12 protein-coding genes are annotated in these 13,297 nt (G+C 65.0%); 9 read left to right on the top strand and 3 right to left on the bottom strand.

Translation table 11 applies throughout. From position 1 onward, the window contains the following. Positions 1-65 precede the first annotated feature (65 nt). Positions 66-1,868: a hypothetical protein gene (locus tag GY791_04185; protein MCP4327621.1), complete on the bottom strand. Its 1,803-nt coding sequence runs from the start codon at positions 1,866-1,868 to the stop codon at positions 66-68. 181 nt (positions 1,869-2,049) lie between these two features. On the opposite strand from GY791_04185, the gene GY791_04180 reads away from it, so the two are divergent. The 6 genes from GY791_04180 (at position 2,050) to GY791_04155 (ending at position 8,719) form a co-directional block, all read left to right on the top strand. Continuing rightward, positions 2,050-2,850, top strand: a complete 801-nt coding sequence (locus GY791_04180) for an AAA family ATPase (GenBank protein MCP4327620.1) — start codon at positions 2,050-2,052, stop codon at positions 2,848-2,850. After that, positions 2,850-3,278 (top strand): GIY-YIG nuclease family protein, encoded by a 429-nt coding sequence (locus GY791_04175; GenBank protein ID MCP4327619.1) that lies wholly within the window; start codon positions 2,850-2,852, stop codon positions 3,276-3,278. The genes GY791_04180 and GY791_04175 overlap by 1 nt, the downstream gene beginning before the upstream one ends. Before the next feature lie 160 nt (positions 3,279-3,438). After that, on the top strand, positions 3,439-4,689 hold the full coding sequence (locus GY791_04170) for a sarcosine oxidase subunit beta family protein (GenBank protein MCP4327618.1): 1,251 nt from the start codon (positions 3,439-3,441) through the stop codon (positions 4,687-4,689). Positions 4,690-4,864: 175 nt separating this feature from the next. Continuing rightward, positions 4,865-5,146 (top strand): sarcosine oxidase subunit delta, encoded by a 282-nt coding sequence (locus GY791_04165; GenBank protein MCP4327617.1) that lies wholly within the window; start codon positions 4,865-4,867, stop codon positions 5,144-5,146. Beyond that, complete coding sequence (locus GY791_04160; GenBank protein MCP4327616.1) at positions 5,143-8,154, top strand: sarcosine oxidase subunit alpha family protein; 3,012 nt, start codon at positions 5,143-5,145, stop codon at positions 8,152-8,154. The genes GY791_04165 and GY791_04160 overlap by 4 nt, the downstream gene beginning before the upstream one ends. Then, on the top strand, positions 8,147-8,719 hold the full coding sequence (locus GY791_04155) for a sarcosine oxidase subunit gamma (protein MCP4327615.1): 573 nt from the start codon (positions 8,147-8,149) through the stop codon (positions 8,717-8,719). Before GY791_04160 ends, GY791_04155 begins: the two co-directional genes overlap by 8 nt. A 235-nt stretch (positions 8,720-8,954) precedes the next feature. On the opposite strand, the gene GY791_04150 is transcribed toward GY791_04155, so the two are convergent. Both GY791_04150 and GY791_04145 read right to left on the bottom strand, forming a co-directional pair. Then, positions 8,955-9,128, bottom strand: coding sequence for a hypothetical protein (locus GY791_04150; protein MCP4327614.1), 174 nt, complete (start codon positions 9,126-9,128; stop codon positions 8,955-8,957). A gap of 16 nt (positions 9,129-9,144) precedes the next feature. Further along, entirely contained in the window at positions 9,145-10,671 is a 1,527-nt protein-coding gene (locus GY791_04145; GenBank protein ID MCP4327613.1) for a hypothetical protein, read from the bottom strand. 321 nt (positions 10,672-10,992) lie between these two features. Between GY791_04145 and GY791_04140 the strand changes: the two genes are divergently transcribed. The 3 genes from GY791_04140 to GY791_04130 all read left to right on the top strand — a co-directional run bounded on the left by GY791_04140 (position 10,993) and on the right by GY791_04130 (position 13,270). Further along, positions 10,993-11,688: an alpha/beta fold hydrolase gene (locus GY791_04140; GenBank protein ID MCP4327612.1), complete on the top strand. Its 696-nt coding sequence runs from the start codon at positions 10,993-10,995 to the stop codon at positions 11,686-11,688. 92 nt (positions 11,689-11,780) lie between these two features. Further along, the gene (locus GY791_04135; GenBank protein MCP4327611.1) at positions 11,781-12,539 is read left to right on the top strand and encodes a hypothetical protein; all 759 of its coding nucleotides are present in this window, start codon (positions 11,781-11,783) and stop codon (positions 12,537-12,539) included. Then, positions 12,536-13,270 (top strand): class I SAM-dependent methyltransferase, encoded by a 735-nt coding sequence (locus GY791_04130; protein ID MCP4327610.1) that lies wholly within the window; start codon positions 12,536-12,538, stop codon positions 13,268-13,270. Before GY791_04135 ends, GY791_04130 begins: the two co-directional genes overlap by 4 nt. Positions 13,271-13,297: the final 27 nt, after the last annotated feature.

Raw genomic sequence — 13,297 nt, 5'->3', positions numbered from 1 at the left:
ATTTCCCCTTGGTTCCTGTGGTCGGTTTCCTACGATAAAGGGCGGTGCGAGGTTTCGAAACCGGATCATTCGGCTCCAGTCTGCGATGGCTCTGCGCGGACGAAGCCGGCGCCGATTCCGGCGGCGGGGTCGCGCAGGCGCAGCGGGTCGAGGGGCTCGCCTTCGGGCGCACAGGGAAATGGCGCCCACCAGCACAACTCGCCGTCGGCGGGGCGGCGGAACTCGACGTCGTAGATGCGGTGGGTGATCCACTCGGCCTCGACCGCCACCGGGTTGACGAGGTGGGGGTTGCGGACGTGGAAGCGGGCGTATTGCCGCAAGGCCACCGTCGGCGGCAGCCACAGCCGCGCCGCTATCGCCGTCGGCTTGCCCGGGAAATGGCCGAGCTCCAGCTGGCGGTCGCCGCGGGTCGGCAAGGTTTCAATCACCGCGAGGAGAACCGCCATCACCGCGACCGCGGCGAGGCCGCCGATCGGGGCCGGGACCGCCAGCCGCGGCAGCCGGCCGGCGAACCACCCGGCGCAGAGCAGGGCGAGCCCGGCGGCGAGGAGCCCGATCAGGGCGCCATACCAGGGCAAGGCGAAGCGCACGGAAGGGACCAGAATGCCATAGCCGAGGCCGAGCGCGACGGTGAGCACGGCAATCCCGAAGGCGAAGTCGCGACGCCGCGCCGCGATCAGCGCGTTCGCCGCCAGCGCCGCCAGCGCAGTCGCGATCACCGTCATGCCGTATCTGCCCTCGACCACGGCGAGCCGCAGGTCGAGATCGGCCGGCGCGCGCGACCCGTCGCGAAACGCGGTGATCGTGTGCCAGGTCTCGACGTTGGGTCCGAACCGGATCGGCGAGTTGGTGATGAAAGTGGAGACCGCGGCGACCAGATCCCCGGGCACGCCCCACGGCACATCGAGACAGCTCTCGACCGCCGGGTAGAGAAAACAACCGGAAACCGAGAAATTGGCTGCCATCGCCGCGCCCAGGGTCAAGGCCGCGCACAGAACGACGGCGGTGCCGTGGGCCAGCGCGGCGCGCCAGTGGACCAGCGCATAGATTGCGGCACCGGCGATGAGCGGAAAGACGCTCGCCTTGAGCGCCGCCGCGGCGATCGCCAGGATCAGGATGACCGGCGCCAACCGTCCGCCGCGATCGATGAGCAGGGCCCAGAGGAAGACGACGATGGCCACGATAACCGCCGTATCCGGCGTCGAAGACGGCATCAGGACGAGGATCGCGCGGTGACAGAGGCCGACCGGGACCGCGACGACCAGGAACCAGTCGGCGGGCCCACCGCGGCGATTGACGATCCGCGCGCCGGCGAGGCAGGTCGGGGCGAGCAGCAGGAAGAAGGCGAGGGTGCCGCCGATCGTCGTCAGGCGCGCGCCGTCGAACAGGTCGACGAAGGGCGTGGCGAGGGCGAACCAGCTCGAACTGTAGCCGAAGCGGTGGTGGATCAATGCCATGCCGCGGACGGTGCCGTGCTCGGCCAGCGCGGTCATGTAGGGCAGGTGGTAGAAGCCGGTGTCGTAGTGGGCGACGTCGCGGCTGGTGAATATGGTGATCGCCAGCAACAGGACGGGGGCGCCGATGGCGACCGCGCGGCCGGGGAAGGTGGCGAGGGCGCGGCGGATCGGCGCGCGCTCCCGCCACAGCGTCAGGCCGGCGATGAGCGCGATGACGGCGACCCAGAAACCGCCGAGCGGCGCCACCAGGGAGATCGCCAGCAGCGATCCGGCGAGCACCAGCAGGCCGGCCCAGCAGCGCAGGACGAGGCGGTCGCCGAGGCGCGCCGGGACCGCGTCGCCGCACACCGCGCGGCCGATCCCGTAGGCCGCCAGCAGCACGAGCGTGGCGCACGATGCGAGGATGATCATCGGCCGCCGACGCGGTGCGCCGCCGGCACCCGGGGGGTTGCGATGCTTGGTGCCGCGGTCATGGACATGGCGGACAGGTTTACGGTCGCGGCGGTGCCCGGTCCAGAGCGAATCGGGTATAAACGCGACGAGCGACGAAGGAGGTTGCTTTGGCAGGCCGACCGAACGGTACCCGAATACGATGATCTATCTCGATGCCATTCGGGCCGGCGAGGGACTCTGCGCGGGCCAGGGCTTTCCCTTCGACCTGCCGATGGTCCGCGCGCTCGAGGCCTTGGATTTCGATGCCCCGGTGACCTTCCTGGTCGGCGAGAACGGGTCGGGCAAGTCGACCCTGCTCGAGGCGATCGCCGCCGGCATGGGCTGCGTCGCCATCGGCAGCGCCGACATCGCCCGCGACCCGACGCTGGAAGCGGCCCGCGCGCTGGCCGCCGAGCTCGTCTTCGTGCGCCGCCGCTACCCACGCACCAAGACCTTCTTTCGCGCCGAGGACGCGTTCGGTTTCACCAAGCGGGTGATCGGCGAGATCGCCGATCTGGAAGCGATGGAGGAGGATTTTCGCGGCGCCCTGCCCGACGGCTCGTGGGGCCAGCAGCTGGCGATGGGTGTGGCCCGCGACCAGCGCGGCGCCTACCAGGCGCGCTACGGCGAAGATCCGGACGGTTTCTCCCACGGCGAAACCTTCCTCGGCGTGCTCAAGTCGCGGCTGACGCCGAAGGGGCTCTATCTCCTCGACGAGCCCGAGACACCGTTGTCGCCGACCCGCATTCTCGCGCTGCTGTCGCTGCTGATGGATTGCGTCACCGCCGATTGCCAGTTCATCATCGCCACCCACTCGCCGATCCTGATGGCGCTGCCCGACGCCCGTATCCTCCATTTCGACGAGGCCGGGATCGCGCCGGTACCCTATGACGACATCGAACATGTCGCCGTCACCCGTGCCTTCCTCAACGACCCCAAGCGGTTCCTGAGACGGCTATGATGGCATCGGCCGCAGCGCTCGCCGATGCCGCTCGCCTGCCGGCGAGCCCCGGCGCCTATGTCCTGGCCATCGAGCTGCGGCGCACGCTGTCCTTCGCGACCGCCGTCACCGGGCCGGTCCGCTTGCCGCCGGGGCGCTATGCCTATTGCGGCAGCGCCCGCGGGCCGGGTGGGCTCGGCGCCCGCATCCGGCGCCACCTGCGGCGCGACACGCGCATCCATTGGCACGTCGACCGCCTGACCACCGCCGGCGAGATCGTCGCCGTCGTGGCGCGACCGGGCGGTGACGAATGCGCGCTGCTGCGCGACCTCCTCGCCCGGCCCGGCGTCACCGTGCCGGTCCTCCGTTTGGGTGCGACCGATTGCCGCCGCTGCCCGGCCCATCTCGTCGCCGTGCCCGCCGATTTCGATCCGGCGGTGTTCCTGTAGGCAGCGCCACGACGCCGGAACGCGACAAGGGGTCGCGGGTTTGCGCATTGGTGTCGTTTTGGTGACAGGATTGGGCAGCTTGGCGTCATAATGGTGCAACCGCTTGCCCTTGGGCCGTCACGGGGTAAGCTGGAACGGGTACCAAGGGGCGCGCCGGTCAATGGCGAAATATTCGATCTTCAGCTTGATGCGCAATGCGCTGTCCTACCACGAGGACTGGCAGGCGGCGTGGCGCAGCCCGAAGCCGAAGCCGGAATACGACGTCGTCATCATCGGCGGCGGCGGCCACGGCCTGGCGACCGCCTATTACCTGGCCAAGAACCACGGCATCCGCAACGTCGCGGTATTGGAAAAGGGCTGGATCGGCGGCGGCAACACCGGCCGCAACACCACCATCGTGCGCTCCAACTATCTGTGGGACGAGAGCGCCGCGCTCTACGACCATTCGGTCAAGCTGTGGGAAGGTCTGAGCCAGGATCTCAACTTCAATATCATGTTCAGCCAGCGCGGGCTGCTGCACCTGTCTCACACCGTCCACGACCTGCAGGAGATCGGCCGCCGCGGCCACGCCAATTACCTGAACGGCATCGATGCGGAATTCCTCACTCCGGCCCAGGTCGCCGCCTTTTGTCCGATCCTCAACACCTCGCCCGACGCGCGCTATCCGATCCTCGGCGCGCTGCTGCAGCGCCGCGGCGGGACCGCCCGCCACGACGCCGTCGCCTGGGGCTATGCCCGGGCCGCCGACGAACGCGGCGTCGACATCATCCAGAACTGCGAGGTCACCGGCTTTCAGATCGACGGCGGCGCGGTCACCGCGGTCGAAACCACGCGCGGCACGATCAAGGCGGGCAAGGTCGGCATGGTCGTCGCCGGCCACTGCTCGGTACTGGCGGAGATGGCCGGCTTCCGCCTGCCGATCGATTCGAACCCGCTGCAGGCCCTGGTCTCGGAGCCGATCAAGCCGATTCACCCGTGCGTCGTTATGTCGAACACGGTGCATGTCTATTGCAGCCAGTCGGACAAGGGTGAGCTCGTCATCGGCGCCGGTTCCGACCTCTACAATTCCTATTCGCAGCGCGGCAGCTTCGATGTCATCGACCACATCATGGGCCCGCTCAGCGAGCTGATCCCGGTCGTCTCACGCCTGCGCATGCTGCGCCAGTGGGGCGGCATCGTCGACGTCACGCGGGACCGCAGCCCGATCATCGGCAAGACCCCGGTCGAAAATCTGTTCATCAATTGCGGCTGGGGCACCGGCGGTTTCAAGGCGACGCCGGGGTCGGGCCATTGCTTCGCGGCGACGCTGGCCCGCGGCGAGCCGGACGAGGTCGCCGCGCCGTTCGGCCTGCACCGCTTCGAGACCGGCTATCTGATCGACGAGGCGGCCGCCGCCGCCGTCGCGCACTAAGAGGCGGCGATGCCTGTGCTGACGGCAACCCCCTCACCCTCCCGCTGCGCGGGTCCCTCCCTCTCCCCAGAAAGTGGGGGAGAGGGTTGGGGTGAGGGGGTCGTCGCCATCACGCGCCGTGATAGCGTGGAGTCAATTCGTTACCGTCGTCGCCACTACCGCAGGGGGCCATGACATGTTCCTGATCGAGTGCCCGTGGTGCGGCCCGCGCGACCAGACCGAGTTCTCCTGCCACGGCGAGGCCCATATCGCGCGGCCCAAGGAACCCGACAAGCTGAGCGATGCCGAGTGGGCCGACTACGTCTTCTACCGTAGCAACCCGAAGGGCCTGCATCACGAGCGCTGGGTCCACGACCACGGTTGCCGGCGCTGGTTCAACGTCGCCCGCGATACGGTCAGCGATAAGATCCGCGGTAGCTACAAGGTCGGCGACAAGCCGCCGAAGGTGGCGCCGTGAGCCAGGTCAACCGCCTCGAGAGCGGCGGCCGGATCGACCGCGACCGGCCCGTCACCTTCACCTTCGACGGCAAGCGCTATGCCGGTTTCGACGGCGACACCGTGGCCTCGGCGCTGCTCGCCAACGACGTTCACCTGGTCGGCCGCAGCTACAAGTACCATCGCCCGCGCGGCATCCTCTCGGCCGGCGCCGAGGAGCCCAACGCGCTGCTCCAGCTCGGCCGCGGCGCGCGATCCGACCCCAACACGCGAGCCACCGTGCAGGCGCTCTATGACGGGCTGGTCGCCGACAGCCAGAACCGGTGGCCGAATCTCAAGTTCGACATCGGCGAAGTCAACAACGTCCTGTCGCGCCTGTTGCCGGCCGGCTTCTACTACAAGACCTTCATGTGGCCGCCCTCCCAGTGGGAGACCTACGAGCACGGGATCCGCAGAGCAGCCGGGCTCGGCAAGGCGCCGACGGGGCCCGATCCGGACCGCTACGAAGCGGTCCACGCCCACTGCGACGTGCTGGTCGTCGGCGGCGGACCGGCCGGGCTGGCGGCCGCGGCGGCAGCGGGTGCGAACGGGGCCCGCGTCATCGTCGCCGACGAACAGGCCGAGATCGGCGGCTGGCTACTGACCGACCTGGCGGCCAAGATCGACGGCGCGCCGGCCCTCGACTGGGTTGCCGCGGCCCGAGAAAAACTGGCCGCCATGGCCGAGGTCCGGGTTCTGCCGCGGACCACGATCACCGGTTATTACGACCACAATTTCCTGGTCGGCGTCGAACGGGTCACCGACCATCTCGGCACAGAACCGGACGGCCATATTCCACGCCAGCGATTCTGGCGTATCCGCGCCAAGCAGGTGGTGCTGGCCTGCGGCGCGCTCGAGCGGCCCCTGGTGTTTCCCCAGAACGACCGGCCAGGCGTCATGCTGGCCGGCGCCGTCCGCAGCTACGTCAACCGCTATGCGGTGCGCCCCGGCCGCGAGGCGCTGGTGGTGACCAACAACGACAGCGCCTATCGCACCGCGCTCGATTTGCGGCGCGCCGGCGCCAAGGTCACCATCGCCGATCTCAGGCCCGACGAATACGGCCCGCTGCGCGATTTGGTGCGCGAGGCCGGCATCGACGTGCTGCCCGGCAACACGGTGACCAGCACCTCGGGTCGGCTGCGCGTCGACCGCGCCGCGATCCAGGAGCTCGATGCGGCGGCCACCGGGGTGGTCGGCTCGCCGATCTCGCTCGGCGTCGATCTCGTCGCCATGTCCGGCGGCTGGAACCCGACCGTGCATCTGTTCAGCCAGTCGCGCGGCAAATTGCGCTACGACGAGGGCCTCGGCACTTTCGTGCCCGACCACTCGCCCCAGGCGGTGCGCTCGGCCGGTGCCTGCAACGGCGCCGGGCGGCTCGCCGAGGCCTTGACGGAAGGCTTCGCGGCCGGCCGCGCGGCGGCGGCCGATGCCGGGTTCGGCAAGGGCAAGACGCCCAAGACCCCGCCGGTCGAGGAGATCGAGGAAAGCCCCAAGCGGGTGTTGTCGATCCTGCCCGGCGGGCGGCGTACCGGGCGCAGCCGCAAGCGGTTCGTCGATTTCCAGAACGACGTCACCGCGGCGGACGTCCACTTGGCGGCGCGCGAGGGCTACGTCTCGGTCGAGCACCTCAAGCGCTACACCACGACCGGCATGGGCACCGACCAGGGCAAGACGTCGAACCTCAACGCGCTGGCGATCATGGCCGACATTCGCGAGGCGGCGATCCCCGAAGTCGGCCACACCACCTACCGGCCGCCCTATACGCCGCTCACCTTCGGCGCCGTCGCCGGACGCAACAGCGGCCATCTCTTCGACCCGGTGCGCAAGACGCCGATGCATCCGTGGCATGTCGCCAACGGTGCCGTGTTCGAGGATGTCGGGCAATGGAAGCGGCCGCGCTATTTTCCTCGCGGCAACGAGACCATGGGCGAGGCGGTGCGCCGCGAATGCGCCGAGGCGCGCGAGAGCGTCGGCATTCTCGACGCCGGGACGCTCGGCAAGATCGACATCCAAGGCCCCGACGCCGCCGACTTCCTCAACATGGTCTATACCAACGCCTGGACCAAGCTGGGCGTCAACAGGTGCCGCTACGGGCTGATGCTGAACGAGCACGGCATGGTCTTCGACGACGGCGTGACGACGCGGCTCGGCGACAATCATTTCCACATGACGACGACGACCGGCGGTGCCGCCCGCGTGCTGAGCTGGCTCGAGGAATGGCTGCAGACCGAGTGGCCGGAGATGCGGGTCTATTGCACCTCGGTGACCGAGCAATGGGCGGTGGCGACGATCAGCGGACCCAACAGCCGCGCTCTCCTCGCCGAACTCACCGATCTCGATCTCGTCGCCGAGGCCTTTCCCTTCATGGCGGTGCAGGACGGCACCGTGGCCGGCGTTCCCGCCCGAATCTACCGCATCAGCTTCACCGGCGACCTGTCCTATGAGATCAATGTGCCGGCGCGTTACGGGCTCGGCCTGTGGCAGGCGCTGATGGCGGGCGGCCAGAAATACGGCATCTGCCCCTACGGCACCGAGACCATGCACGTGCTGCGCGCCGAGAAGGGGTTCATCATCGTCGGTCAGGACTCCGACGGCACGGTCACGCCCTACGATCTCGGCATGGACTGGATCGTGTCCAAGACCAAGCCCGATTTCTTCGGCAAGCGTTCGCTGAGCCGGCCCGACACGGCGCGCGAGGGTCGCAAGCAATTGGTCGGCCTGCTGACCGAGAACCCGGATTTCGTGCTGCCCGAGGGCGCCCATCTGGTCGACGAGGTGTTGCCGCAGCCGCCGATGAAGACCATCGGCCACGTGACCTCGAGCTACGACACCCCCAACGTCGGGCGGTCGATCGCCCTCGCTCTGGTCGAGAATGGGCGCGCGCGCATGGGCGAAACCTTGCACGCACCCCTGCTCGGCGGGCGGGTCGAGGCGGTGACCGTGGCCGACCCGGTGTTTTTCGACAAGGAAGGAGAACGCGCCCGTGGCTGACGCGATCCGCGCGACCACCCCGCTGACCGGGCGCGCCGGCACTGCCGGCGGCGGTGTCGCCATCCTCGAACGCCCGCTCCTCGGCAAGGTCAATATCCGCGGCGATGGCGGCGACAAGGCCTTCGTCAAGGCGGTCGCGACGGCCACCGGCGTCGATCTGCCAACCGCGCCCAACACCATCGCCGGCGGCGATGGCGCGACAATCTGCTGGCTCGGCCCCGACGAATGGCAGGTGACCACCGATGAAGGCGGCGAAAGTGCGATTGCCGGCGTGTTGGCCGAGGGGCTGGCCGGCCAGCATGCGGCGGTCACCGACGTCTCCGACTATTACACCACGATCCGGGTGACCGGCCCGCGGGCCCGCGACCTGTTGGTCAAGGGCACGCCGCTCGATATTCATCCCAGAGTATTCGCGCCGGGCCAATGCGCCCAGACCCGGCTCGCCCACGCCACAATCATGATCGTCCAGGTCGACGACGCGCCGACCTATGACCTGCAGGTGCGCTGGTCGATGGCTGAATATCTGCTCGACTGGCTCGAGGACGCGGCCAAGGAATATCTCTGAGGCGGTGTTCGGGTCCGATGTAGCGCGGCGGCGAGCTGCGCGGTCGACGGGTCCTCTGATCAAACGACATCTCTAGGGTCCGGCCGCATGCAAGACCTCGTTCTCCTCCCCGGTCTGCTCTGCGACGCCGATCATTCGGCACAATCGAGGTTGGGAATTTTGTCGCCAGAAAAGCTTCCGCGATTTTCACACGGGACCGACGGCGTCAAAACGACGTGACGGTGAGCGAGCGTCTCTACGATTTCTTTTTGGAACTTTGCGCCGGACGACTGTTTCCAGAGTTTTCACTCTTCGATCCAATGGAATGTGCAATTTCATTTCGAAATGCATCTCGTTTCCATTGACTCCAAGACTGTGTTTCTTTGGTCGCAGCTGCCAATTGACGAGCCAAGCTTACTTTTTCACCCATCGTTGTGATCTCCCTTTCAGCTTTTTCGTCTAGTAGGTCGAACCAACCCAAATTCAATCCTTTTGTCATCCAAATACGCCGAAATTGCTGTTTCAGCATCAAGGTATGTTACGAAATTTTCTGATATTATTGGTTTTGATTTTGCAGGGTTCCAGTCTAGGGCATTTCCCTTTTCGTCTTTTCTATCTCTCATAGCAAAAAATTCGCCGTACCGTCGCGGCGAAATCCCCATAAATGGTTCAAAAATCACAGCATCGTCATCAGCCATATCCCCATCCACATTAATGCTCTTATTATAAAGCTCTTTTGCCAAACTCTTTGGATAGGGCTCAATATAGACAACCCTAGCTAATCCCGACGAAATGATGTGGCGGGCACACATATGACACGGAAAAGTAGTGCTATATAGGTGCGCAGATTTGACGGAATTGCCTAACCGAGCTGCCTCCGTTAATGCATACATCTCCGCGTGAACCATCCTGCCAAATTCTAGGATGTTGGCCACGCGTGCATTTTTTAGAGGGGGGCTTTGATCATCAATTCCATCATATAAAGCGAGATTTACAAGCGCTTTGGGCGTTTTTGTCCGGTATCTATCCGAGAGCCACGGTTTTATTTCATTAAATATTTCCGCAATTAGCTCTTCTTTGACACGAGAGCTCGAGTCGTATCCCAATCTAAAGTCTCGGTAGTCCCTTTTTTCGAAATTTGATGTGCCTTCCCAAATCGCGCCCCCGCCTGCCTTAGGCACTTCGTTACAGCCAGTTGCCAGAACTTCACCGCGTTCAGTTAGAATCACTGAACCTACTTGTCGCGAAAGGTCAGCCGACCGCAAGGATGCCGTATGTGCCAAGAACATTCCGTATTCATCGATGTTTGGTGTAATATACGGTTGCCTAAATAATAGAGAAATAAATCGTTTTATTTGTTTTCTTATCTCTTCCTTTAGGCCCATTCTTACAAAAAAATCAGCCGCTGGAAATGTATCTCGGACGTTTTGGCCGAGAGGATTCGCAATTTCTTTTGCATCCTTTTCGACTAAAGATTCGGAGTCGTTCCGAAATTTATGCTTATCACTTGAATGAACAGATTTTGCGATGAGTTTGGAAAGTCGATCGATCCGCTCTTCTCGTGGAGCATATGCCGAGATTACAAAAATGAACGGTCCATAGATCTTACGTAGAATCTTAATTTCATCAGGATGTTTAAGCGAATTAAGTATATACGCCTTCTGCGCTATCGCTTCGTTAGGTTTTCCTGTGAGATTCTCGCGTATTTGCCTGATTTCGCGGACGGTTAGTAAGGAGACCGCGCTACCATCATCCATCCTTTTTCGCAGACTGTTGCCCGCATTCATATGAGCGTCAATTCGCTTGTTTTCTGCGCCGGTCTGTTTAGCTTTTAGCGACCTAAATGCATAGCATTCCGAAATCAATTTGCTTAGACGAATCTCGCTAGGGTTGTAACCCGTGTTACGTAACTCTTCGGTCAGGACCTGAACTATTAGGTTGAGGTCTGTACCGACCGCTCCAACGAGTGCCAAGAAAACTTCCGGTCTATCTGGTAGGAGATTCGGTGCGGCCATACCAATTTACAAATCAACAACTCTTTTGACTCAGCTAGAAATCGAAAACGTCCTGGACCGCCGAACCCAAGGTATTGAATCAAATTTTGAAGCGATTTGAAAGAGATAAATTCTAGTAGATTTAAGACTACCGATGATATTGCTTCAGATCGTAACTTTTGGCATTTGGAACAAGGCAACCCCCATTGCCTTTTAAAAGATAATATTAAGGCAACACAATTTCGTGGCGATGCGCGCCGGCCCAATTTCGATTTTGAGTGAGAGATTCTGAATTCTTTAATGATGCAAGACCTCGTTCTCCTCCCCGGTCTGCTCTGCGACGCCCGTCTCTTCGCCGCGCAGATCGAGGCGCTCAGCGGCAAGGCGCGCTGCGCCGTGCCCGACCTCTCACCCTACCACTCGATTACCGCGATGGCCGATGCGGTGCTCGCCGCGGCCCCGCCCCGCTTCGCCGTGGCCGGTTTCTCCATGGGCGGTTACGTCGCGCTCGAAATCATGAAACAGGGGCCCGGCCGGGTTTCGCGGCTCGCCCTCCTCAGCACGACCACCCATGCCTTGCCCGCGCCGGTCGCGAAGCATCTCGGAGACGCCATAGCGGGGATCCGCGCCGGCGAGTTCGAGGCCTATATCGAGCACGCCTATCCGCTCTACGTCGCGCCCGCGCGCATCGACGATACCGCGCTGCGGGCGACCTTCGTGGCGATGGCCCGCGACCAGGGCGCCGACGCCGCGATCGGTGAGATCACGGCGCTTATGAGCGCTCCCGATCATTCGGACCTGCCGCCGATGATCGCCTGCCCGGCCGCGGTGATCTGCGGCGCCCTCGACCAGCGCACGCCGGTTGCCCTCCACCGCGCGTTCGCCGCCGCCATCCCCGGCGCGACGCTGACGATCGTCGCCGGCGCCGGCCATTTCACCCCGCTCGAAAAGCCCGATCGGGTGAGCGCGGCCTTGGCGTCGTGGCTCGACCGCTGAGCCGGATGCCGGCACCTGCGGCCGCCCCATTGCTGTCCCAATCGCGGTGCACCCTGTCCATTCGACCGATTTCAGGCCGCGGGGGAGCGCGAATGAAGATCGCCCGTCTTTGGCGAAAATGGCCGGTCGCGGCAGGGATCCTCACACTCGCCGTGGCGACCGCAAGCGCCGGTGCCGCCGAGATCCCCATTCCGCCGCGGATGGTCGAGACGCAAGTCGACACCGCCCGCATCCCGGTTGCCGTCGCCGGCCGCATCGATGCCACCGGGACCGGCGCCGCGGTCGAGGCCCGTGTTTTCCTCGATGCCGATTTGCGGCCCGTGCAACAACGGGTGCAGGACTTGCTTCGTGCCCGGCTCGACCGCGACAACCCCTGCGGCGACCGCGTCCGGGTCGAGGCCGCCTCGCTGACGCCGGCGCCGCCGGCGGCGCGGCTGAGCACGACGCTGACCTATGCGCGCGCGCTTTGCATCGGTCAGAACAAGAAGAAAATCCGCACCCGTTTATTCGACGAGACCGGCACCATCGTCGTCGACATCGTGCCCGGTACCCGCGACGGCCGGATCGTGGTTACGGTCAAGGTGGTCTCGGTCACCGCCAAATCGCCGTTGCGCCAGATCCTCAGCAACCCGGGCCTGTTGCAGCCGGTCGCCGACCGCATCGCCGGCGATGCCATTCGCGAGATCGAAGGGCTGGTGCCGGCGCCGATTCGCGACTTCGCTCCGCGCTACACGGCGGCCGTTTTCTATGCCCGGGAGGGAACCGGTCTCGGCATCGCGATCGAAGCCCTTCGCCGCACCAGCGAGGCGGAATTGGCGCGGCTCGCGGCGCTCCTCAACGGCGCCCAGTGACCGCGTTTTATGCCGAAGACCTCGCCTATATCCACGATGTCGGCTATGGCGATTTCGCCGACCGCGCCGCGCCCGGGTTGTTGCGCGCGTTGCGCGATGCCGGTATCGCCGCCGGCCGGGTGGTGGATCTCGGCTGCGGCCCGGGACGCTGGCTGCGGGCGCTCGTCGATTCCGGGTACGAGGCCATCGGGGTCGATCGTTCGCCGGCCTTTATCGAACGCGCGCGGGCGCGGGTTCCCGAGGCCGAGCTCCATGTCGCGTCGATCGATGACTTCGACTTACCGCCCTGCGATGCCGTTACCGCGCTCGGCGAGGTGTTCTGCTACGCCGCCGGCGACGGCGCCGTGGCGCCGCCGCTCGACCTCCTCTTCGGCACCATCCATGGGGCATTGAAACCGGGCGGGCTGCTCCTGTTCGATGTCATCGTGGCCGAGCACGGTGAGCCGCTCGGCGGGCGACACTGGCGCGCCGGGGACGATTGGGCGGTTCTGGTCGCGGTCGCGGAAGACGCCGCGCGGCGGCGATTGACCCGCGACATCGTTGCCTTTCGCGAGGTCGACGGCGGCTACCGCCGTTCCGAGGAGCGCCACGTGCAAGTCATCTACAAAGCGGCGGCGGTCGAAGCCGGTCTCGGCGAACTCGGGTTCGCGGTCTCGAGCGCACCGTCCTACGGCGCCGCCATCCTGCCGCCGCGCCGGCTGGCGTTCACCGCGCGGAAGCGATCCGGCTGATATTCGCCTCGCGTCATTTAGGTGGCG

The sequence above is a fragment of the Alphaproteobacteria bacterium genome (assembly GCA_024244705.1).
Classification (GTDB): Bacteria; Pseudomonadota; Alphaproteobacteria; order JAAEOK01; family JAAEOK01; genus JAAEOK01.
The sequence above is the reverse complement of the archived record's forward strand: the minus strand, read 5'-3'. Positions and strand labels throughout refer to the sequence as shown.